Source organism: Hymenobacter sp. (assembly GCF_036387835.1).
Classification (GTDB): Bacteria; Bacteroidota; Bacteroidia; order Cytophagales; family Hymenobacteraceae; genus Hymenobacter.
In genome coordinates this window covers 35328-57713 of sequence record NZ_DASVSY010000111.1, presented here as the reverse complement: position 1 = coordinate 57713, position 22386 = coordinate 35328, and the positions used below count along the sequence as shown (strand labels likewise).

The window sequence follows — 22386 nt, the reverse complement described above, 5'->3', positions numbered from 1 at the left end:
CAGTTTATTTCCCTAAAATCTGGTAGCAAAGGCGTTATATAGTGTTTATCATACTTAAAACACTTAAATGAGTAAGCAGTAGAAAGTAGTAATCTTCATCCAGCAACCGGGTTATAAGCTTTGGCATTTGATAGAAGATTCGTATTGTTAATAATGTAGTATCTGCTTGTAAACACCATTGCAAGAAAGGCCCAACAAAGCGCTAATAAATTTATTTAGCTTATTCGGCCTCTCCTGCGCACTTGCTCTTCTCTCGGATTGCTTCTGCTGGTAATTGTTAACTGCAACCTACTTCACTTGATTGGGTAGAAGAATCGCTTGAAGTAAACTTGGTGAGTTGGTCTTCGTTTTAGTGGCTGGCCCTACCTTTGGCTCTCCAGTTGCTCGCTTCCTATCCATGCCCACTGCTTCTGCCGCTCCGCACCACGACCCCTACGCAGCTCTACGCATACCCGAGTTTCGGCGCTTTATTTCGGCCCGTGCGTGTATGACGCTAGCCACTCAAGTGCAAGGAGTGGCCGTGAGCTGGCAAATGTTCAAGCTTACTGGTGACCCCTTAGCACTAGGTTTGATTGGTTTGGCCGAAGCTATTCCTAGCATTGTAGTGTCGCTTTACGCAGGCCACTTAGCCGATTCGGTGCGTCGCAAGAACATTATTGTCTCAATGGTAGCCGTGTTGTTGCTCTGCTCGGTGGCTTTATGGCTGTTGGCGAGCCCGACGGGGCTGCCGCTATTAACGGCTGGAGTTGGCTTTCGGCTGCCGTTGGCCGGGCTGGTGGTGCTGAAAGCGCTACCGCTTTATGCTGTTATATTCGTTAGCGGCGTGGCCAGAGGCTTTTTGGGGCCAGCTACGTTCTCGTTTATGCCACAGCTCATGCCCGCCCGCGAACACTTGGCCAACGCCATCACCTGGAGCAGCACCACCTGGCAAACTGCGGCAGTAATAGGGCCAGCTATTGGGGGCTTGTTGTTTGCCCACCTAGGAATGGCAGTTGCTTACGGTGTTGATATTATTTTGATGGCTTTCGCGCTGCTGCTCTTTATCAGTATCGCTAGCCGGCCCCTACCCGCCACCGAGGGCGATAAGCTTGGTTTGAAAGAAAGCGTGCTAAGCGGAATGCAGTTCATTTTTCACAACCAGTTAGTGTTGGCTGCTCTTTCGCTTGACCTTTTTGCGGTGTTGTTTGGTGGCGCAGTTGCCCTGCTTCCTGTTTTTGCCGACAAAGTCTTGATGGTAGGCGCCGACGGGCTAGGCTACTTGCGGGCCGCTCCGGCGGTGGGCTCGGTACTGATGGCCGTATCGTTGACTTACTTCCCGCTGCGTCGGCACGCGGGGCTGAAGTTGCTGTGGGCGGTGGGCGGCTTTGGCTTGGCTACTATCTTGTTTGCCTTGTCAAGCAGTTTCTGGCTTTCACTGTTCCTGCTGTTTATGACCGGAGTCTTCGATTCGGTTTCGGTTATCGTACGCTCGACCCTCATTCACACGTACACGCCGGAGTATATGAAAGGCCGGGTGTCAGCGGTTAACAACATATTCATCGGTTCTTCCAATGAAATTGGCGCATTCGAGTCGGGCGTGGCCGCGCGGGTATTGGGAGTGGTGCAGTCGGTTGTATTTGGAGGCGCCATGACATTGCTGGTGGTAGGCATCACCGCTTGGCGGGCCGATAAGCTACGGCGTCTTGATTTGACACCAGAACCAGTGAAAGCGTAGGAGTACAGTTACTGATTGGGAAAATTTAGCGTCTACCACAAATAAGAAACCAGACCGCCTTGGTGCTTACTCAAGCATCAAGGCGGTCTGGTTATCTAGGCTTAGAAGGAAATATCTACCGACTTGCTTGAGGCGTCGTGGCGCGCGCCTCGCGGCTTGCCTTGCTGGCTTTGGTCGGCGAGGTCCGTTTGACAGTCACGGGTACTGCGCCGGGTTGCGTGGTGCGTGCTGCTATCCACTCGCGCATCACATCTAATGCTTTGGGCGAAAAAGTAGGTTGTTGCTCGCCGTTTACAATAGCCCATTCTTCCTGCGTGGGTTGTAACCAGTGGTTAACGCCCGTTATTTTTTGGGTTTTCACGTCCTTGCTATTGCGCAGGCCACGGCGCAACATCGACAAATTACCGCTAGCCTCTACCTGCAAGTCGTTGGTGCCATTAAGAGCCAGCACTGGACATTTGACGCTGGTTAGCTTGCGGGCGGGCTCGAAGTCGATGAAATAGCGGGACCAAGGTGAGGTGAGCTGAATGGCGCGGGCACGCGCCATGTGCGGATCGAGGTCGGTGTTGCTGTTGCGCAGGGTAGAGGCCACTTTGCTACGAGCTAGGGCATCGTTAGGGGTTTGCCGGATAATCTCAATCATTTCTACGTGCAGCGCCAGTGCCGCTTTCACTTGCGCGGGGTTGGCGCCAATGAGCCGCATGATTTCCAGTTGCTGCTGCACCAGCACGTGGCGCCCCGGTAGTCCGTAGCCCGCCAACGATACCACGAAAGCAGGTTTGGCTGCGTTGGCATCGGCGGCAGAGAGCAATGCCACGTTGGCTCCTTCGCCGTGCCCAATGAAACCAACCTGCTCTGGATTAATGAGGTTCTGGCTCCGCAAAAAGCTCATGGCGGCTTGAGCGTCGCCTACCATATCAATGGTAGTGGTGTTGAAGTAGCTGCCCTGCGACCTGCCTACGCCCCGGTCGTCGAAGCGTAGCACAGCTATGCCGCGGCGGGTTAGATAATCGGCCAATATGCTGAACATGCGATATTCTTGCTCACCGGCGTCGCGGTCTTGTGGGCCCGAGTCGGAGAGGAGGACAACGGCAGGAAAAGGTCCGGTGCCGGCGGGGACAGTCAGTGTACCGGCGAGGCGTAGCTTGGCTAGCTGGTTGGTGAAGTAGACCTCGTCTTCGCGGTAGGGTGGAGTCAGGCGAACCTTGCCGGAAGCCGCAGTGGCCGAACCAGCTCGTTGCATTTCTAAATTTCCTGAGAGGCCGGGCTGCTTCCAGGCGCCAACTAAAAGAGCACCGTCTTTGAGGACCTTACCTTTAAAGCTGCTACCCGCTTGCTCGATTTGGAGGCTCAGGTCATTGCCTTTCAACGTCACTTCTACTGGCATGCGATAAATGCGCTGCTGAGGCACGTCGAGAGCAGCATAATAGGTTCCGTTAGTGAGCGGAACTATAGTGACAATAAGCTCTAAAGTGCCTCCAGGTACCTTTAACGGTCCACGCCACTGGCCATTCAACACGATAGGAGTGCCTGCTATAGATGGCAGGCTTAACAGGATAAGGCAAAAAAGAAAAAAAGTGCTTAGATTTTTCTTCATAAAGTTTTATAAAATATTGCTTGGAATAGCAATAGAGGCGATATGGAAGCGAAAATTACCAAATTAATGCCACTATTCAGATAGTTGGCTAGCTTTTTATAGTCCAATTGTATGGAATAAGTGCACATACGTGTAGAAACACTGGTTCGGTTTAACCGTAGCGCTTATTTTAATTGGTGTCATTGTACGTTACAGATATACGCATGCTCAACCGACAACTTCAACGGTACAGCTTCCTCTGTTTGCTTTTGGTTTTGACGGTGCTGAAGAGCTTTAGCCAAGCGACTACTCCGCCACTCAACCCCGACCAATGGAAAACCGAAATAGAAGCCTTCAACCGGGAGGACAGTCTTCGGAAGCCACCAAAGACACCGCTGCTATTCTATGGCAGCTCTTCGGTCCGGATGTGGAAAACGCTGGCCACTGATTTCAAAGGACGTCCCGTATTGAACCGGGGATTTGGAGGCTCCCGTTTTCCCGACGCCAGTTATTTCTTCGATAAACTAGTGGTGCGCTATCGGCCCCGCCAAGTGATTTTGTACGAGGGTGACAACGACATTTCGGCTGGCGCTTCTCCGCAGCAGGTATATGAGTCGTTCATAGAGTTCGAGAAGCAGATGCGCCTTAAACTGCCTAAGGCAGAACTGATTTTTCTGTCTATCAAGCCGAGCCTGGCTCGTTGGGCACTGTATCCGAAGATGAAGGAAGCTAATTCCCTCATTAAGCAATATGTGGAGGCGCACCCCAAACGGCTGCGGTTTGTGGACGTGGGTACGCCTATGCTTGGAGCCGACGGCCAGCCACGCCCCGAGCTATACATAGAAGACGGCTTGCACATGACCCCGGCCGGCTATGCCATCTGGACGCGGGTGTTAGAGCCGTATTTGAAGAAGTGAGTGTAGCAGGCCAGGTTTTGACCTGTCAACTGTCGAAGGTTGCGTCGTGAAGAAAGACACAACATTTGTATTGTGGAAGGTTTATGCTTCATTGATCTGTTTCTCAACGGCAGCTAGCTACCATCCCAAGCGGCCCCGCCGTACCTTCGCGCATTCAAACCGCGCCGGCTGGAAACCAAACCCCTGGTTGCGGCTGTTACCCCGTCTATGGCCGAAAATTCTGCTTTGCAAATGGCTGCTCCGGCGGCCGACCCGATTGACCAGCTCGATCCGCGTGAGTTCATCCTGATAAAAAATGCCCGGGTTCATAATCTGAAAAACCTGAGCGTGGCGCTGCCCCGCAATAAATTCATTGTCGTGACGGGCCTCTCGGGCTCGGGCAAGTCGTCGTTGGCGTTCGACACGCTGTATGCCGAGGGGCAGCGGATGTACGTGGAAAGTTTGAGCAGCTACGCCCGCCAGTTTTTGGGCCGCATGGATAAGCCCGATGTCGATTATATCCGGGGCATCTCGCCGGCCATTGCCATCGAGCAGAAGGTGAGCATTAAGAACAACCGCTCGACGGTTGGTACCAGCACCGAAATCTATGATTACCTGAAGCTGCTGTTTGCGCGGGTGGGACGTACTTACTCGCCGGTTAGTGGGGAGCAGGTGCGCAAAGACAACGTAGCCGATGTGGTGGATTACCTTATGCAGCTGCCCGCCGACACGCGTGTGATGCTGCTGGCTCCCCTGCTGCGGGCCGAAGACAACCGGCCCATGAGCAAGGAGCTGGATTTGCTGCTGCAGAAAGGTTATTCTCGGGTAGTAGCCAACGGTACAACCGCCTTCATAGAAGAGCTCATTGCCGAGGGCCAGCCCGAGGTGGAAGGCGACGTATTCATCATGATAGACCGTGCGGTAATTCATCCGGGCGACGAGGACTTGATGTTCCGGTTGTCAGATTCGGTGCAAACGGCGTTTTTTGAGGGCCACGGCACTTGCATCGTGAAACTGGACGAGGAAACCCGCACCTTCTCCGATCGGTTTGAATTGGATGGCGTGGTGTTTGAGGAGCCTAGCGTCAACTTCTTCTCCTTCAATAATCCGTACGGCGCGTGCCAAACCTGCGAAGGGTTTGGTTCGGTGCTTGGTATTGACGAAGACCTCGTAATTCCTGACAAGAGCCTGACCGTGTACGAAGGCGCCATTGCTCCTTGGCGCACCGATAAGCAGAGCGAGTGGCTGAAGCCGCTGCTGAAGAATGGTATTCGCTTCGACTTCCCGATTCACCGGCCATACAACGAGCTAAGTGAGGCCGAGCGGACCTTGCTCTGGAAAGGCAACAAGTACTTCGACGGCCTCGACGACTACTTTAAGTGGGTGGCCACGCAGACGCATAAAATTCAGTATCGGGTGCTGCAAAGCCGCTACCGGGGGCGTACCACCTGCCCGGACTGTCGCGGTACCCGTCTGCGCAAAGACGCACAATACGTTAAGATTTCCAGCCAGAGCATCACCGACCTGGTACTACTGCCGGTGAGCCGGGCGCTGGAGTTTTTCCAGAACATGAATCTGGACGAGCACGACGCCAAAGTAGCCGAGCGCCTAGTCACGGAAATCACAAACCGGCTGGAGTACCTGAACCGCGTTGGGTTGGGCTACCTTACCCTGAACCGGCTCAGCAGCACCCTATCGGGCGGAGAAAGCCAGCGGATTTCGTTGGCTACTTCGCTCGGGTCGGCGTTGGTGGGCTCGATGTATATTCTGGATGAGCCGAGCATTGGTTTGCACCCCAAGGATGCCGAGCAGCTGATCGGCGTATTGCGCTCCTTGCAGAAACTAGGCAACACGGTGATTGTGGTGGAGCACGAGGAGAAGATGATGGAGGTAGCCGACCAGATTTTGGACATCGGTCCGGAGGCGGGTACCGGCGGCGGCAATCTGATGTTCCAGGGCACGTACGACGAGCTACTTAAGAGCACCGATACCTATACCGGCCAGTACTTGAGCGGCCGGCTAGAAGTGGCCGTACCCAAAACGCGGCGCCCTTGGCGTAATACGCTGGAGCTGACGGGGGCCCGCGAAAACAACCTAAAGAACGTATCGGTGAAGTTTCCGCTGAACGTGATGACGGTGGTAACGGGGGTATCGGGCTCGGGCAAATCCACGCTGATTCGGCGGATACTGGCGCCGGCGCTGCTCAAGCAGCTAGGCGGCGGGGCCGGCGAATCGACGGGTAAGTTCGATCGGCTGACCGGGGTGAATGGGCAGGTGACCCACGTGGAGTTCGTGGATCAAAACCCCATCGGCAAAAGCAGCCGCTCCAATCCCGTAACCTACGTGAAAGCCTACGACACGATCAGGGCGCTGTTTGCCGACCAGCCGTTGGCCAAAGCGCGTGGCTTTAAACCTTCGCACTTCAGCTTCAATATTGATGGGGGCCGTTGCGAGGTGTGCCAGGGCGAAGGCCAGGTGAAGATAGAAATGCAGTTTATGGCTGACATCTTCCTGACTTGCGAGAGTTGCGGGGGCCGTAAGTTCAAGCAGGACATCTTGGATATCAAGTACCAAGACAAAGGCATCGACGAGGTGCTGAACATGACCATTGCCGACAGCATCACCTTCTTTAAGGGCCAGCCCAAACTGGTGGAGCGCCTCAAGCCCCTCGATGATGTAGGCCTAGGTTACATCCGGCTAGGGCAGTCGGCCAGCACGCTTAGTGGCGGTGAGGCGCAGCGCGTGAAGTTGGCTTCGTTCCTAACCAAAGGCGCCACGCTGCAGCACGACAAGATCCTGTTCATCTTCGACGAACCAAGCACGGGCCTGCACTTCCACGACATCAACAAGCTGATGACGGCCATGAATGCGCTGGTGGAGCAAGGCAATTCGGTGCTCATTATCGAGCACAACATGGACATTATTAAATGTGCGGATTGGGTGATTGACCTTGGCCCCGAAGGTGGTATCAACGGCGGCCACCTACTGTTCGAGGGCACGCCCGAAGACATGGCGAAGCTCAAAGACACCAACCACACGGCGCGTTTTTTGGCTGATAAGCTGTAACGCGAAGCTTCTGCTTGGCGCCTCGTTGCTGCCGTTGCAAAACCAAAAGGCCCGGAAGAGGAATCTTCCGGGCCTTTTGCGTAGTTTAGAAAAGAAGAAATCAGCCATAACCATGAGTACAGAAGCCAAAAAACGGGAAGTCATTGCAGCCATCGAGCAGTTGGAAGATGAGTTTGCTTTAGATCAAATTCAGTGGCTACTAGCCCGCAATCCGTCGCCCAAGCCTGTAGCGCCGCCGGGCTTCTCGCAGGGTGGAGTTCTCTGGATGTCAGAGGATTTCGACGAGCCTCTTGAGGACTCTAAAGACTATATGTACTAATGCGGCTGCTTCTGGACACTCATACACTACTTTGGTACAGTCGCAATAGCGCGGAGCTACTGCCACGAGTGGCGGAGCTGATTCAAAGTCCTGGTTCAATTTGCTTCGTAATCCGGGCTACTTTCTGGGAGGTAAGCATCAAAGTAAGCCTCAATAAGCTGATCCTACCGGTTCCTTTCGCACAGTGGGTAAGGCAGGTGAGAGAGGCAAGGTTACATCCGCTCGAAATCACCGACGACCACCTCACTACGCTCCTGACCCTTCCGCACCACCACCGCGACCCGTTCGACCGGCTGCTCATTGCGCAGGCCATGACGGATAACCTAATATTGCTCAGTCGCGACGCGCACTTTGCCGCCTATCCGGTGCAGGTGCGCTGGTAACGGGGCGTTGTTTAAGCAGCAGTTGCGGGTATTGCTGCCTGCTTCTGCCGTTTCGTTTTGTTGCGCCGGCCCCACCAGACAACTGTTCCGGTAATGGGTAGGCTGGCGGAAATCAGGCTTCCCAAAAACGCCACTATCTTGCCGCCAAAGCCCAGAATCTGGCCGGTGTGTAGGTCGTAGTTCATGTCGGAGAGTTTGGTGCCGGTACTCTTGTTGGCGTGGAAACGGGACTCTAGTAGCTGGCCGGAAACGGGGTGAAAGGCGTATTCGTCGCGGTGGTAGTAGTGAAGCGCCTTCTGGTAGGTCCAGCAGTACACGGGGTCTTTGCCGGTGCCGTCTGGGGCAATGAGGATCATCTCGTTGGAGGGCGAAAGGCGGCGTACGTTGCGGTACACGATGTCGGAGAGCGGCTGGGTGGCGGCCGAAACGGTTTGCAGGGTGTCAATCTTGGTCGTCATTATCTCCGGGGGAGCCGCCTTGCCACCATCAACCACAAGTCTAACCGACTCCAGCATCCAGGGGAAAATCATGAACAAGCCCGATAAGGCTAGTACCAGCCCGATGCTGGCCGCGTAAAAGCCCAGCACATTGTGCAAGTCGTAGTTGACGCGGCGCCAGCGGGCTCCCCACTTAATAGTGAAGCGCTGTTTGCGCTCCTGCTTGCGCTTTGGCCACCACAGCACCAAGCCCGTGAGCAGCATCACCACGAAAATGGAGATGCTAATGCCCACCACCCATTTCGCCACGGCTTCGGGCAGCAGCAGGTGCATGTGTATCTCCTGAATGATGGTGAAGAAATGCGTGCGCAGGTTTTGCTCGTATAGTACTCGACCCGTGTAGGGATTCAGATAGATCTGAATGGGAAGGTTGGCTTTGTCAAAGAAAAACACGGTAGCCGAACGGTCGGGGGCGAAATAGGTGACCCAGGCATCGCGCATACTAGCGCCCGGATGATGAGCCAGCGCGGCGGCCTTCAGCTGCGAAGGCAGTACCGGCGCCGTTTGCTGCACCTCCACCTTGCGCCACGGCTCCGTCAGGTCTCGGATATCATCCTGGAAGGTGAAGATGGCTCCCGTGATGCTCACAATAAACACCACGAGCCCGGACGCTAGTCCGAGCCAGAGGTGCACTTTACCGACAGCTTGCTTGAAAGTCATAATTTTAAAGCTATTATCTGCTAGCTGTTGGCTGTTAGCTTTTTAGGACTACCAGCTAAAGAGGGAAAGGCTAACAGCCAGCAGCTAGCAGCTAGATTAAAATTTGTAGCTCAGGCTGCCCACAAAGCTGCGCAGCTTCTGCGGGTTCATGGTGGTGTAGCCGATCCAGTAGTGCTCGTTAGTGAGGTTGTCTACCTTGCCTGAGATGCGGAAGCGCTGCCAATCGTAGAACACCGAGGCGTTGAGCACCGTGTAAGCCGGCAACGTAAAAGTGCCCTGGCTGACGCTATTCACGATTTTGTTGTCGCTGGCGTAGTTGCCACCGAACCCGAGTCCTATACCACGTAGCACGCCTACGGGCAGGCGGTAGCTCAGCCACACATTAGCTAAGTAAGGCGAGGACGCCGTAGTCGGGCGGAGGCCATCGGTGTCGGACGAACTGCGGGTCAGCTTGGAATTGTTGTAGGCAAAGCCGCCCACAATGTTGAAGCCTTGCACCGGATTGGCCACCAGGCTTAGCTCTACGCCCTTGCTGAGCTGCGTGCCATCCTGCGTTTGCGTGAACTTCGCGGCCGCTTCCGGGCGCGGGTCGGTGCGCAGCAGATTTTTCACTTCAATGTTGTAGTAGCTCAGGGTGGCGGTGAGTTTGCCTTCCAGCACATCCACTTTTACGCCACCTTCCCACTGGTTGGCTTGCTCCAGCTCGGCAATGCGCTGCTCGGTGCTGTCGGGCAGCGCCAGGGTGTTGTAGGCCCGGTAAGTGCCGGGGCTCCGAAAGCTGTTCTGATAATTGGCAAACAGCGCTACTTTGTCTTTCACCGGCTGAAACACCAACCCAAACTTCGGCGACAGGGCGGTTTGCTTGAATGCCGTGGCTTCAGTGCCCACCAAGCCGCCCTGGTTGTCGTATCGATCCACGCGCAACGCGGCTAGCACACTCAACTTGTCGGTGAGGTCGAGCACGTCGGAAACGAAGGCGCTATACGTGTTGATTTTGGTGGTAAGCGGGTAAGTGAATTGCGGAGGCCCGGCCGCATACTGCGCCTGGAGGGCTGCGCCGTTGAAGTCGGTGTAGGCCTGGTCGCTCAAACCGAGGGCCACCGGGGTGCCAAACGTGCTGCCAAAGAAGTTCTGGTTGTTGCTGATGCGCAGGTAGTCGAAACCTAGCACGAAGCGGTTGCGCCGCGTGCCGAGCAGAAAGTCGCCGTTGAAGAGCTGCTGCACTTCGGTAGCGGTGGCGCGGCTGTCGCCGGTCGATTGGTCGGCCTGGGTTAGGAAGTTGGTGGAGCCCAGCCGCGTGTTATCGCCGGTGGTGATGCTGTCGGCAATGGGCGTCACGTAGAAGTAGGGGCCAAAGCCATCGGAGTAGCTCCGGCTGTGCGTAACGTTGGTCGAGGAGGTAAAGCCGGGCGCCAGCTGGTAGTTTATCTGTGCAAAGTAGTTGGAGCTGTGAGAGTTCTGCGTGAGGCCGCTACCCATATAAGACTGGCGGTAGTCCAGGTTAAGCTGATCGGGGCGGGTAGCACCCAAAGCGCTGGTAGGGAAGTAGAAGAAGATGATTTGCTTGCCCACGTTCTGCGTGCGGTATAGCTCGGCATCTACATTAATGGTAAGCCGGTCGGTGGGCTTGTAAGTGAGAGTAGGCGCAATAGCCAGGTTCTTGTCGAAGCCCTGGTAGCCGCGGTTCTGGAAGTTACGCTCGTAGCTGCCCGCCGTGTTCAAGCGGAACAGCACCTTCTTTTCCTTGTCGAGGGGCGTGTTGAGGTCGAGGCTGAGGCGGTTGAAGTTGAAGCTGCCCCCGGCGTAGGTAGCTTCTCCGCCGAAATGGTCGTACGCTTTTTTTGTTACGCGGTTAATCAGGCCGCCGTAGGAAGTGAGGGAGCTACCAAAGAGCGTGGCCGATGGGCCCTTAATTACTTCCAACTTCTCCAGGTTAACGGCGTCGGTGGTGCCACTAACAATGCCGGCAATGCCGTTGCGCAACTGACTCTGCACAATAAAGCCCCGGCTACTGTAGTAGCTGCCCCCGTCGCCGGAGCGGCCGGTGGCCTCCCACATCCGTTGCAGGCCAGGAGCGTTGCGTACGGCATCATCCACGGTATAAACCAGCTGCTCGGCCAGTAATTCCTTGCCCACGGTGGCATACACCTGCGGGTTTTCCAGGTTCTTAAGCGGCATCTTCGACACGTACTCCGACTCTTTGCGGGCGAACTTGTTGAAGGCACTGCCTTCTACTACCACCTCGTTTAGCTGCTCGGTGTTTTCAGTGAGTTGAAAATCTTGCGTGCTCGCTTGGCCTGCTGCCACTTCTACTTGCCGCTCCTGGGTGCCGTATCCTACCAGGCGTACCCCTAAGGTGTAAGTGCCCGGCTGCAGTCCGGCTATGCGGTAACTGCCATTGTTATCGGTATTAGCACCTTTGCCAGTGCCTTTGATGCCAATGGAAACGCCTATAATAGGTTGCCCGCCAATGGTAGTGATACGGCCCTGTACGCTGCCTCTCTGCGCTTGAACTGACAGAGAGAGAGTAGACAGAAGAAAAACAAGCAAAACAGTAAGTTGCTGGCTTGTCAGATGAGGAAGATAAGATTTCATGCGGTGTTGCAGTGGGATGTACAGCCGCAAAAATCGGTAGGAAAACTGATTATTTAGAAGCTTTATAAATAATATTTAGACATATTTTAAATAAAGGTTTAAAAACAAGCTGCTTTGTAACTTTGGCAGAAGTACTTGCACTATACACAACGGCCATCGTCTAGCGTACTGTTACCACAAACCTTTCTGCTTATGTCTAACTCTTTTACTACTAACTATTCTGCTGCGTACGAGTCCAGTCCGAGCCGCCTTTGGCGCTGGGCAGCTACTCTGGCCGTGTTAGGCAACATAGGGCTCAACTATTATTCCAATGCTTTTCCGTTTAATGGGCAAAGCATGGGCACCGTCTCCGGTAAGTACCCGACCTTGTTGACGCCCGCTGGCTATGCCTTTTCCATTTGGGGAATAATTTTTCTGGCGCTAACCGTCTATGTAATCTGGCAGCACTTGCCTGCGCAGCGAAACAACCTGCTGCCCGATGCCGTGGCGCAACCTCTCACAATGGCCAGCCTGGCCACTGCGTTGTGGGTGGTGCTGTTTGCCTACGAACGAATATTGCCGTGCTGGCTAGCTATGATGGTTATCCTCGGGGCACTTGTAATTGCTTATGGTCGGGCGCGGCGGCTGGTGCTGGCTGATGTTGCTCCTCGTTGGGTTAGTGCGCCGTTTGCTTTGTATCTGGGTTGGATTTCAGTGGCCTTCACCGTCAACAGCGTCATTGGGCTGCGGCAGCTAGGCTGGCAACCTGATCTGAACCTGGCCATGCTGCTGGGCCTGTTACTCCTGGCTATAGTTGTGGGGCTGGGGCTGCTTATAAGTCGTGAATTCAAGGAAAAGACTTTTCCGCTGGTGGTGGCCTGGGCGTTGGTGGCCATTTGGGTAGCACATCGCAATACCTACCCCGAACTAAGCTGGGCGGCCCTGATAGGAGCCGTCATTGTAGGGCTAGGCGGCTTGGTGCTGGCTTCGCGGCGCGGGCGGCGTATGCTAGAGGTGTAGCCTGGCCGGTCAGAAAAGACCGAATAGGTTGAACAGACCCACTAACTTGCGTCCATCTTCTACCTCAATTCGTCCTCCATGCGTAAGAATATTGTTGCCGGCAACTGGAAAATGAACACCACTTATCAGGACGGCCTCGCCCTGGTATCGGAAATCACCAATATGGTGCAGGACGAGGTTACGGGCTCCGACGGCGTAGTAGTGGTCATCTGCCCGCCATTCCCATTCCTGGCGGCTATTGGCAAGCAGCTACCCGCCAACAGCCGATTCCACCTGGGCGCGCAGAACTGCAGCCAAAAGGAAAGCGGCGCCTATACCGGCGAAGTATCCGCCAAAATGCTCCAGTCAGTGGGCTGTGAATATGTGATACTGGGCCACTCCGAGCGGCGGCAGTATTTTCGTGAAGACGACGAACTACTCAGCCAGAAGCTAAAAGCGGTGCTAGCCGTGGGCCTGAAGCCTATTTTCTGCGTAGGCGAATCGTTGGAAACGCGCGAAGCCGATGACACTTTCAACTTCATCAGCAAACAGTTGAAGGATGGTTTGTTTCATCTTTCCAATGAAGAGTTCGACCAGGTAGTTATTGCCTACGAGCCTATTTGGGCCATCGGGACGGGCAAAACGGCCACGAGCGCGCAGGCGCAGGAGGTGCACGCCTTCATCCGGGAGCAAATTGCCCGCGCCTACGACGCCGAAGCGGCCGTGAATACCACTATCCTGTACGGCGGCTCAGCCAACGCGCAAAACGCCCGCGAGCTGTTCAGCCAGCCCGACGTCGATGGCGGCTTAATCGGCGGCGCCTCCCTTAAGTCGCGCGACTTCACTGAAATCATTAAGTCGTTTTAACTTTCAGTGAGGAGGTAACGAGGTGCTATACGTGTTTGTGTTGTCTTGAAGCGAGTTGCTGGCAGGCTCTTTGTTCTAGTAGTTAATCTTACTGTCTTCTCATCACCTGCTCACCTTATCGCCTCCTATGCTCCACTCGCTCCTCCTGTCTGGCTTGCTGGCCCTGAATCCATTTGCGGCACCAGCGCCTCGCGTGCCGTTTGCGGCGCCGGTGTCAGTAGCTTCCTTGGAGCCCTGTCGTATCTACGGCACCATCTACCTGGAGCGTGACCCGCGCCGGCGAGGCATTTGCTTTGGGGTGGTGTACGAGGAGCCAGAAGAGGCCTTTGCTGATGTATTGGTGTATGCGGAAGACAACAAGCTGTTTGCCGACAAAGCCGGCCTCTGGTATTTCACCGAAGCCCGCGACTTCGCCGATTACGTGCTGTTCGTGTCCGACAAGCGCGCCCTCGCCGACTTCAGCATTCATTACACCAAAGTACGTTCCTTCGCGGGCTGCCGTCAGCAGTAGCATCCAGATAAGCATAGTGCATACTGAAAAGCCCTTCTGTTAATAGCGGAAGGGCTTTTTTGTGGATTGCAGTAAGAATTACAACTTCACCAGCTCTACCCGGCGGTTTTTGGCTTTGCCTTCCTCGGTAGCATTATCAGCCAACGGTTTGCTCTGACCAAAGCCGGCTGACTGCAAACGGCTGTCTTCAATCCCCGCCTGCGCAAGTGAGGCCACCACCGATTGCGCCCGACCTTCCGAAGGCTGCTGATTGTGAGCCAGCGTGCCAACATTATCGGTGTGGCCTTGTATGCCCAGGCGCAACTTCGGATTCTGGCGTAGCAGCGTCACCACCTCGGCCACCGTCGGCTCCGATTCGGGCCGGATAATGGTTTTGTCGGTGTCGAAATTGACGTAGAGCGCCACGTGGCCTTCAGCGTCTAGTTTTTTTTAACTGATCGGCTTTGATGATGGTTGCCTGCTCTGGGGCATAGCGGACCGCTCCATTACCGTGAGGTTGTAGTCGCCGTCGCCGCCCAAAGAAGTTACCTGTACCCACACTTCCTTGTCTTTCTGCCGAATGACGTAGGCGTCCGTGTCATGATCAGTGCTGACACTCCATTTGCCATACTTATAAGCATTGGCCTGGCCTACCTTTTCGATGGCTTCCCGTGAAACTGGCCCCGCGAAAACCTTGGTTGCGCCTAACCCCTTCAGCAAGTCTTCGTAGTTGCGATGTATCATCGTTTCGGACGCTTTCTTTTCCCCGTTGATGCTATCAAAAAAGTGTTGTGATACTTTGCCTTCTACTGACAGCAGTTTTTTACCGTCGTACACATACGCGCGCTCGAAGTCGTAGTCCTCGCTATTGCCGGAGCTCACTTCGTAGTTTTTCAGCGCGCTCAAGTAAGGAAACGTACCAAGGTCAGCAGTTGAAACGGGAACCTGACTGATGTCAAACGTGGCGGCTTCTGAGGCTGTCGTTGCTGTTCCGGGAGCAGCAGCGTCCGGCGTGGCGGCAGCTTCTGGGGCTGCGGTGGTTTCCGTTGGGGCTGGCGGGGTAGCAGTTGCTGTTTCTTCGGTTTTGGCTTTGGGGCTACCAGACCAAGTAAAACACAGCTTGCTACGAGGCGCGTCGTTTTGTTCATAAGTGAGAGGCGGTGTGGAAAGTGGAAGCCAAATGAAACGATATATAAATTAATATATAGTGAAAGAAGGGTTAGGCTTTCGCTACCATTATCAGTTTAGCTGGCTTTTTCCCACGAACTTTGCCGCCCGGCCCGGCCGGTTTCACTAAGTTTCCCTCCTGTTTTTGAACTATGGATTTTGTAGAAGTGCGGGTAGTGGCCCCGCGCGAACTGGCCGACATACTGGTCGCAGAATTAGCTGAAGTAGGCTATAATACCTTCGAGGACAACGACGAGGGCTTCTGCGCCTACATCGACGAAGACCAGTTTGCCGCCGATGCCGTGGCCGAAATCATGAGCCGCTACGAGGGCCAGGGAGAGCTTGGCTACGAGCACCGCGTTATTACGCGCCAAAACTGGAATGCCGAATGGGAAAAAAACTTTGAGCCTCTCGTCATTACCGATAAAGTGTCGGTGCGGGCACCTTTTCACGAAGCTCGCCCCGACTTGGCTTACGAAATTGTGATTATGCCGCGCATGTCGTTCGGCACCGGCCACCACGATACCACGGCCCTCATGATTACCAACCAGCTCGACCTCGACCACCAAAACAAGCGGGTGCTGGACATGGGCTGCGGCACGGGTATTCTGGCTGTTATGGCCGTTCATCTTGGTGCCAGCTACGTGCTAGCCGTGGACGTAGAGCCCTGGACCGCCGAAAATGCCGCCGACAATGCTCAGGAAAACAATGTGCAAGACAAAGTAGAAGCCCGCCTCGGCGACATCACGGCCTTGGAAGGGGAGGAGCCCTTCGATATTATTCTGGCCAACATCAACCGCAATGTGCTGCTGGAAGATATGGGGGCCTATGGGCAGTATTTAAAGCCCAACAGTCCTATTTTGTTCTCTGGCTTCTACGAGGAAGACTTGCCCCTCATCCGCCAAGCCGCCGAGCAGCACAACCTCCGCTACGAAAGCCACCGCACCCAGAATCATTGGGTGTCGGCGGTATTTCATAAATAAAGAATCCAAGAGACAGGAGCTAGAAGTTAGGAGCACATAGCAACCCATTTCGGGCATCTGCTAACTTCTCGCTCCTGTCTTCTCGCTTCCAATACTAAAGGCATAACGCCAGCCATTCCTCATCGGAAAGGCCGTAGTCAATTGGGTTTTCGTGAACCAGTGACCGATTATCGAGTTTGGGCAGAACATTTTGGGGAGGTACCAAGTAATGACTGGCTAGCCGATCGAGAGCGGCGCGGCCCCGGCGCACGATGACGGTGCCGCATTCTGGCCGCTCCTGCACCTCCGGATCGACCAGCAGCAGCAGGTCGCGCCATTCAGCTACGGTAGCCGACGACTTTCCCAAGCGTTGAGTAATGTCGTCACGTAGATTCTGTACTACGCGCAGCAGCGCGTTCGGGGCAAGGGCGGAAAGCCGGGAAGCAGCGTTATGCATAGCAGTTTAGAAAAGAATTACACTATAAAGTACGCAGATGGCGTTTGGAAAGATACCGTGAAGTAAGACAACAACCCAGAAGTAGTGAAGAAATAATGTAACTGTTGCTGAGCTTTTTTCAGATGGGTCTTGTTGCCGGTCTGCTACGCCTGTTGGCACCCAAATGTGCAGTGTTTGATAGTTTTGTAGGACCGTAGGCGGTAGGAATAGTGCAAAACCACAAAAATCATAGTCGCGTGCAATTCAACTCGAATAGTATGGCGACTATTACCGAAATTGTAGACGACTAATCAGGTCCCGACGGAATTTTCTATGAAGCAAGCTATTCTCAAATGGCTTTGCTTGGTGCTGTTAGGGGTGAGTGCCCCGGTCCTGGCCCAGCAAAATAAGCCGCAACCATCTAAAACGCAGCCAGCGGCTCCGGCTACCGGAGCCGCTACGGCCGTGCCTAAGTTTTCAGGTAAATTATCTTCCGATCCTGCCCAATTTATGCAGGATGTGCAGTTGATGATGGCCACCACCCGCAACGCTGCAGCCATCGGCGTAGGTGTTCGGTTGCAACAGCTTTGGGCTAGCAACAAGCTCACCGCCACGCAGCAAGGCAAAGTTGTAGCACTGTCGCAGCAGATGCTGGCTTTAGGCTTCCGGCCGAAGCCACACCTCGAGTCGATGTTTATGGGCTTGATTGCCGGCTCGACGGTGCAGAACATGTCCGACCAGCAGATGGACGGCTTGTTGGATGTGCTAACCAAAACCGTAGTAAATATTCCGGGACCCGAAGCGGCCAAGTTTATTGCCACTACCACGCAGTTTCTGCAAAACAAGGTATTGTACAGCTCGCGCTACAACAAGCTGCGCGTGTCGGGGGGCTCGTTCTCTTTTGCTTACAACGAGCAGGATATGCCGAGTATGGCGCCAAATCCCGCCCCTGTAGCGGCCCCAACTCCTGCACCCGTGCCCACAACGCCAGCCAAAGCGGGCGCCAAGCCCGCCGCCAAATCCAAAGCAGCCCCCAAGAAAAGAAGCAGCGACGGTTGGGACACCGCCGACCTGTGGAGCAGTGGCAGCGGCAGCGGCTGGGGCGACAGCAACGACGGCTGGAGTACGCCCGCCAAGAAGACACCAGCCAAAACGGCTGCCAAACCCGGCACCGCCGCCAAACCTGCTGCCGAGCCAGAACCAGTTTTCACTCCCGCTCCTTACTTCGACAATTACATGGCACCCTCTACTCGGGGACCGGTTTTAGTGCTTAAGGAGGTTGACTTGGTTCTTTCGGCCAACGGCGATTCAACTACGATTCGCAAAACCAGCGGAGCTGTTGTGCCCCTCTCCAGCCAATTTGTGGGCTATGGCGGGCAGTATGCCTGGCAAGTAAACGCTAACCCCGCTACGGCCGACCTCACCAGCTACAACTTCGATATAAGCCGGGCCGAGTTTACGGCCGAGCCCGTTAGCCTGACGTATCCTGCCGTGCTGGAGGCGCCCGTGAAAGGCGCATTATCCTATAAAAGTGTAAAGAAGAAGCCCGGCGCTACTGATTCGGGCTACCCCCGTTTTATCTCGCTCACCAACGACGCCCGCGTTAAGAACATCGGCGACAACATCCGCTATTACGGAGGCTTCTCTTTGGCCGGTAGTCGTACCCTGTCGGCTTCGCTCGACGGCTCGTTGTCACGCATCTTTGTGGATTTGGATGGTAAACCTAAATTTCGGGCTTCCAGCCGCGCCTACGTGCTCGGCGACTCCATTATTTCTGCTGAGCGAGCTTCCGTTACCATTTTCGAGGACAAGGTGGACTCGCTCACGCACCCTGGCGTGCGGCTCAAGTTTTCGAAGAAGCGCCAGGTGCTACAACTGGCCCGCGAAAACGGCCTCTACAAATCCACGCCTTATTTCGACTCTTACCACCAGATGGAAATCACGTCGGAGCTCCTGACGTGGCCCATCCGTACGCCCACCATCGACTTCTCGATTCTTACCGCCAAAAACCAGGTTACAGCTAGCTTCGAGAGCAAGGAATTCTACACTAACACACGCTATCAGCAAATCAAGGCCATCAATAAGCTGCACCCGCTGCAGATGATAGTGGGCTATAGCTTGGAAAACAACAACATACGGCGCTTCACGGTGCAGGAAGTTGCTACTTTCCGTAAGCTTCAGCCGGCCAACGTCCGCTCGGCGATAGCTGGCCTGGCCCGCGACGGCTACGTGGACTGGAACCCGCAAACGCAGCAGATAACCCTGCGCCCCAAAGCGCTGCACTACGTCAACTCGTCGCGGGGCAAGAAAGACTACGACCACATTGCCATCAAGAGCTTGTCGCCGTCTGGCAAAAACGCTACGCTTAACCTGGCTACCAACGACCTGTTGGTACGCGGCGTGGACCGCTTCAACTTCTCGGACGATTCGGTGACGGTGTTTGTGAAGCCGGATTCCAGCATCATTCACATTCAGAAAAACCGAGGCATTCTGTTCAATGGTACGGTAGTGGCGTCGGCCTTTGTGTTCAAGGGCAAGGAGTTCAAGTTCGACTACGACGGTTTCTTCATTGACTTGGCCAAGATTGACTCCATCATTGTGAAGGGCCGGAATTCGAAAGGCTCGGTGATGAAGGCACGCAAGGAGACGGATTTCACTTTGACCAACAAGAAAAAGGAATCGGCTGGCAAACTGTACATCAACCACCCCAACAACAAGTCGGGCCGCAAGAAGCTCGGGGCTTACCCATCGTTTGATGCCAGCACCGGGGCTTACGTGTTCTTCGACAAGCCCGAGGTGCTAGGCGGGGCGTACGATACCACCGTCTACTTCGACATTCCGCCTTTCAAACTCGACTCGCTTAACAACAAAAACCGCTCGGCAGTAGGCTTTAAAGGCACTTTCGTGTCGGGGGGGATCTTACCCGACTTGAAAACCAAGCTGACGCTGCAGGAAGATGGCTCGTTGGGCTTCAACTATGATCTGCCCAAGGAAGGCGTACCTGTTTACGGCGGCAAGGCCCGGCTCTTCAATAAAGTGAAGATGAGCAACCAGGGTATTCAAGGCATTGGTGACATAAAATACCTAACAAGTACGCTGCAAAGCGACCAGTTCGTATTCTATAGAGACTCGGTGGTGACAGTGGGTAAGTCGGGCGTTATCCAGCCGGGGCCGCTCAACGGCGTGGAGTTTGCGAAAGTGAATCTGCCGCTTGGCTACCAGATGAAGTGGGCCGTGAAGTCGGATTCGATGTATTTGAGCAGCCAGCCCAACGGCCAGCCGCTGAAGATGTACGGCGACCAATACGGCTTTAAGGGCACGGCTACTCTTAGTCCCGGCGGCCTCTACGGCAACGGCCGCATAGACGGCCCACAGTCGTTTATCCGCTCGCCCAAGATTGTGTTCAAGCCTACCAGTTACACGGGCAACAAGTCGACGCTGAGTATCAAATCGGCGGAAGCCAACAAGCCGGCGCTAACGGCGAACAACGTAGCATTTGCTTTCGATGTTAAGAACGCCAATGCGGTTTTCTCGCGTGAGGAAGGCGACACCAAGTCCAGCATCGACTTGCCGTACTCCGACTACAGAACCACGCTTTCGGGCGGTAAGTGGGACTTCAAGAAAAAGAACGTGCAGCTGAAAGTAGCCCCCGGCGCCGACTCTACCCGCTCGTACTTCTACTCCACCAAACCCGAGCAGAACGGCTTGAAATTCCGGGCAGCCACCGGCGAATACGACTTGGCGCGCTACCGCTTGGTGGCCGGCGGTGTACCGCGCATTGCCTCGGCTGATGCCTGGATCGAGCCGGATTCCAGCAAAGTGTACATCTTGGCCAATGCTCAAATGCGTGGCTTCAAGAATGCCAGCATTGTGATGGATACGCTGGCTAAATTTCACAGCCTGTATAAGGGCGAAGTGCAGGTGTTGTCGCGTAACGCCTTTAGTGGCAACGCGCTCTACAGCTACAAAAACGCCGCTGCTGATTCCTTTGCTATCAAGTTTGCCAACTTTCAGATCGACTCCACCGGCACGGGATTGGTAGCGGGCAAGGCTGCGAAAGGTGGCAAGAGCCTACTTAAGAAACGAGTTACCGACGAACCTCTGGCACCGGCCACCTTAGCCGTGGCTAATATTCAGGCCACCGAAAAATTTCATTTAGCTCCGCGCGTTGCCTACCGCGGCGGCGTCAATATGAATTCCAAGAAACGCGGCTTCACCTTCGACGGACAGGCCCGGTTGGAGTTCAGCAACAAGCCAAGCTCGGCCGAATGGTTTGCCGTGCAAGACAGCATCGACCCGAAGGGAGTGCGCATCAAGCTGCTGGATCCTAAAACAGAAGAAGGACTGCCCATGCTCACCGGCTTATTTATGTCGGATGAGAGTAGCAAAGTGTACCCACTGTTCGTGGCTGGTAAGCCTTCCGCCACCGATATGAACCTGTTTACCACCAAGGGCTACCTGACTTTCGACCAAAAGAAAAGGATATTCACGATTGCCAACCACGACCTCTCCGACCCCAACGTCTATGAGGGCTCCGTGCTGACTTTCAACGATTCGACGGCGGCCATGAAGTTCCGGGGTAAGTTCAACTTCATCAATTCCAACAAAGACTACGGCATCACGGCCTCGGGCGTGGGTACCGCCAAACCCGATAGCAACAAGTACGCGCTCGATGCCTTTATGGCCTTCGATATCAACCTGCCTGAAAAGGCCGTGGAGGCCATGGGTATTGATATAGCAACCAACACCAAAGGGGCACCGGAGGCACTCAATGGTTCGCAGGAAGAACTGTACAAGCTCGGCGAATTCATAGGCAGCAAGGCGGTACAGGGCTATGCTGAGCGGCGCGGCAAGTATGAGCCTTTGCAGAAAATCTCGCCTAAATTCTTGCACACTGTTGTGCTCAACAAGGTGGATTTGCGCTGGAATGATAAGCTGAACGCCTGGTATTCGGTTGGTAAAATTGGTTTGGTGAGCGTGGGTAAGAAAGACATCAACGCCCTCATCGACGGCCACATCGAGATTCGCAAGGAAGCCGGTGCCGATTTGGTAGAGCTATACTTGGAAGCCGAGCCGCAAACCTGGTATTACCTGAAATATTCGGGGTCGGCGCTGCTGGCAAAAGCGCAGCACGGTTCTTTCGACGAAATCATCGGCTACAAAGCCAAGGGTGACTACAACACCGCCACGCAATACGGTTTCTACCTTGGCGACGACCAGGAGGTGCAGCAGTTCTTGACCCACTTCCGCAAGGATTACTTGAAGGAAGATCCGAAGACGAAAAAAGCAGTGGTTTCTTCGGCCCCCGCTGGTGGTGGCTTCGAGGAAGATGTAGACGCTGGCAAAAAGAAAAAGAAGAAAGGCAACGAGCCTGTCTTCGACGCCGATGGTATGCCAATAGACGAGGCTCCGGTTGACACCAAGAAAAAGAAGAGCAAGAAAGAGGTAGCAGCTGATGCGGCTGATCCTTTCGGCAGTGGTGATGCCAACGCGGCGCCAGCGGCGGATACCAGTAAAAAGAAGAAAAAGGAAGAAGCCGCTGCCGCTGAGCCTGCTCCCGATAACGCCGCTCCGGCAGAAGAAACTAGCAAGAAGAAGAAAGACAAGAAAGCCGCTGCCGCTGAACCCGTCGCTGAGCCAGATGCTGATGCGCCTGTAGACAAGGACGCTGGCAAAAAGAAAAAAGACAAAAAGAAGAAGGATGGCGTTGACCCCAACGACCCCTTCGGTGGTTCGCGCTAGGCCGCAGCCCGTTTCGCTAAACGTTCTAGCACCTCAAA

16 protein-coding genes are annotated in these 22386 nt (G+C 54.7%); 10 read left to right on the top strand and 6 right to left on the bottom strand.

All coding sequences use genetic code 11. The features are described from left to right. Positions 1 to 397: 397 nt before the first annotated feature. Entirely contained in the window at positions 398 to 1714 is a 1317-nt protein-coding gene (locus VF639_RS21760; RefSeq protein ID WP_331148054.1) for an MFS transporter, read from the top strand. Between the two features lie 115 nt (positions 1715 to 1829). Here VF639_RS21760 and VF639_RS21755 read toward each other — a convergent pair whose 3' ends face one another. Continuing rightward, positions 1830 to 3101 (bottom strand): alpha/beta hydrolase family protein, encoded by a 1272-nt coding sequence (locus tag VF639_RS21755; RefSeq protein ID WP_331148053.1) that lies wholly within the window; start codon positions 3099 to 3101, stop codon positions 1830 to 1832. 452 nt (positions 3102 to 3553) lie between these two features. Between VF639_RS21755 and VF639_RS21750 the strand changes: the two genes are divergently transcribed. From VF639_RS21750 to VF639_RS21735, 4 genes are all read left to right on the top strand, one after another. After that, positions 3554 to 4207: an SGNH/GDSL hydrolase family protein gene (locus VF639_RS21750; protein ID WP_331148052.1), complete on the top strand. Its 654-nt coding sequence runs from the start codon at positions 3554 to 3556 to the stop codon at positions 4205 to 4207. Positions 4208 to 4414: 207 nt separating this feature from the next. Continuing rightward, positions 4415 to 7252 (top strand): excinuclease ABC subunit UvrA, encoded by a 2838-nt coding sequence (gene uvrA / locus VF639_RS21745; protein ID WP_331148051.1) that lies wholly within the window; start codon positions 4415 to 4417, stop codon positions 7250 to 7252. A gap of 112 nt (positions 7253 to 7364) precedes the next feature. Continuing rightward, positions 7365 to 7571 carry a DUF2281 domain-containing protein gene (locus VF639_RS21740; protein ID WP_331148050.1) on the top strand — a complete coding sequence of 69 codons (207 nt, stop codon included), beginning with the start codon at positions 7365 to 7367 and terminating at the stop codon, positions 7569 to 7571. Then, positions 7571 to 7954, top strand: coding sequence for a type II toxin-antitoxin system VapC family toxin (locus VF639_RS21735; protein ID WP_331148049.1), 384 nt, complete (start codon positions 7571 to 7573; stop codon positions 7952 to 7954). Before VF639_RS21740 ends, VF639_RS21735 begins: the two co-directional genes overlap by 1 nt. Positions 7955 to 7965: 11 nt before the next feature. On the opposite strand, the gene VF639_RS21730 is transcribed toward VF639_RS21735, so the two are convergent. Both VF639_RS21730 and VF639_RS21725 read right to left on the bottom strand, forming a co-directional pair. Continuing rightward, entirely contained in the window at positions 7966 to 9111 is a 1146-nt protein-coding gene (locus tag VF639_RS21730) for a PepSY-associated TM helix domain-containing protein (protein ID WP_331148048.1), read from the bottom strand. 96 nt (positions 9112 to 9207) lie between these two features. Continuing rightward, the gene (locus tag VF639_RS21725) at positions 9208 to 11706 is read right to left on the bottom strand and encodes a TonB-dependent receptor (protein ID WP_331148047.1); all 2499 of its coding nucleotides are present in this window, start codon (positions 11704 to 11706) and stop codon (positions 9208 to 9210) included. 192 nt (positions 11707 to 11898) lie between these two features. Between VF639_RS21725 and VF639_RS21720 the strand changes: the two genes are divergently transcribed. The 3 genes from VF639_RS21720 to VF639_RS21710 all read left to right on the top strand — a co-directional run bounded on the left by VF639_RS21720 (position 11899) and on the right by VF639_RS21710 (position 14062). Beyond that, complete coding sequence (locus tag VF639_RS21720) at positions 11899 to 12705, top strand: hypothetical protein (protein WP_331148046.1); 807 nt, start codon at positions 11899 to 11901, stop codon at positions 12703 to 12705. Positions 12706 to 12783: 78 nt separating this feature from the next. After that, a complete protein-coding gene (gene tpiA / locus VF639_RS21715; protein WP_331148045.1) occupies positions 12784 to 13551 on the top strand; it encodes a triose-phosphate isomerase in 768 nt (255 codons plus the stop codon). Positions 13552 to 13678: 127 nt separating this feature from the next. Next, positions 13679 to 14062 carry a 7(1) septoil knot domain-containing protein gene (locus VF639_RS21710; RefSeq protein ID WP_331148044.1) on the top strand — a complete coding sequence of 128 codons (384 nt, stop codon included), beginning with the start codon at positions 13679 to 13681 and terminating at the stop codon, positions 14060 to 14062. Positions 14063 to 14140: 78 nt separating this feature from the next. Here VF639_RS21710 and VF639_RS21705 read toward each other — a convergent pair whose 3' ends face one another. Continuing rightward, positions 14141 to 14467, bottom strand: a complete 327-nt coding sequence (locus VF639_RS21705; RefSeq protein ID WP_331148043.1) for an OmpA family protein — start codon at positions 14465 to 14467, stop codon at positions 14141 to 14143. A gap of 24 nt (positions 14468 to 14491) precedes the next feature. Further along, positions 14492 to 14947 (bottom strand): hypothetical protein, encoded by a 456-nt coding sequence (locus VF639_RS21700; protein ID WP_331148042.1) that lies wholly within the window; start codon positions 14945 to 14947, stop codon positions 14492 to 14494. Positions 14948 to 15360: 413 nt separating this feature from the next. On the opposite strand from VF639_RS21700, the gene prmA reads away from it, so the two are divergent. Continuing rightward, entirely contained in the window at positions 15361 to 16191 is an 831-nt protein-coding gene (gene prmA, locus VF639_RS21695) for a 50S ribosomal protein L11 methyltransferase (RefSeq protein ID WP_331148041.1), read from the top strand. 94 nt (positions 16192 to 16285) lie between these two features. Here prmA and VF639_RS21690 read toward each other — a convergent pair whose 3' ends face one another. After that, positions 16286 to 16627, bottom strand: a complete 342-nt coding sequence (locus VF639_RS21690) for a hypothetical protein (protein ID WP_331148040.1) — start codon at positions 16625 to 16627, stop codon at positions 16286 to 16288. A gap of 312 nt (positions 16628 to 16939) precedes the next feature. Here VF639_RS21690 and VF639_RS21685 point away from each other — a divergent pair, with 312 nt between their 5' ends. Next, a complete protein-coding gene (locus VF639_RS21685) occupies positions 16940 to 22348 on the top strand; it encodes a hypothetical protein (RefSeq protein WP_331148039.1) in 5409 nt (1802 codons plus the stop codon). The last annotated feature ends 38 nt before the right edge of the window (positions 22349 to 22386 follow it).

Bases quoted from the DNA above. Each gene is read 5' to 3' on its own strand.
- VF639_RS21735 (WP_331148049.1), top strand. From the start codon at position 7,571: ATGCGGCTGCTTCTGGACACTCATACACTACTTTGGTACAGTCGCAAT.
- VF639_RS21725 (WP_331148047.1), bottom strand. From the start codon at position 11,706: ATGAAATCTTATCTTCCTCATCTGACAAGCCAGCAACTTACTGTTTTG.
- VF639_RS21760 (WP_331148054.1), top strand. From the start codon at position 398: ATGCCCACTGCTTCTGCCGCTCCGCACCACGACCCCTACGCAGCTCTA.
- VF639_RS21740 (WP_331148050.1), top strand. From the start codon at position 7,365: ATGAGTACAGAAGCCAAAAAACGGGAAGTCATTGCAGCCATCGAGCAG.
- prmA (WP_331148041.1), top strand. From the start codon at position 15,361: ATGGATTTTGTAGAAGTGCGGGTAGTGGCCCCGCGCGAACTGGCCGAC.
- VF639_RS21685 (WP_331148039.1), top strand. From the start codon at position 16,940: ATGAAGCAAGCTATTCTCAAATGGCTTTGCTTGGTGCTGTTAGGGGTG.
- VF639_RS21730 (WP_331148048.1), bottom strand. From the start codon at position 9,111: ATGACTTTCAAGCAAGCTGTCGGTAAAGTGCACCTCTGGCTCGGACTA.
- VF639_RS21755 (WP_331148053.1), bottom strand. From the start codon at position 3,101: ATGCCAGTAGAAGTGACGTTGAAAGGCAATGACCTGAGCCTCCAAATC.
- uvrA (WP_331148051.1), top strand. From the start codon at position 4,415: ATGGCCGAAAATTCTGCTTTGCAAATGGCTGCTCCGGCGGCCGACCCG.
- VF639_RS21690 (WP_331148040.1), bottom strand. From the start codon at position 16,627: ATGCATAACGCTGCTTCCCGGCTTTCCGCCCTTGCCCCGAACGCGCTG.
- VF639_RS21720 (WP_331148046.1), top strand. From the start codon at position 11,899: ATGTCTAACTCTTTTACTACTAACTATTCTGCTGCGTACGAGTCCAGT.
- VF639_RS21710 (WP_331148044.1), top strand. From the start codon at position 13,679: ATGCTCCACTCGCTCCTCCTGTCTGGCTTGCTGGCCCTGAATCCATTT.
- tpiA (WP_331148045.1), top strand. From the start codon at position 12,784: ATGCGTAAGAATATTGTTGCCGGCAACTGGAAAATGAACACCACTTAT.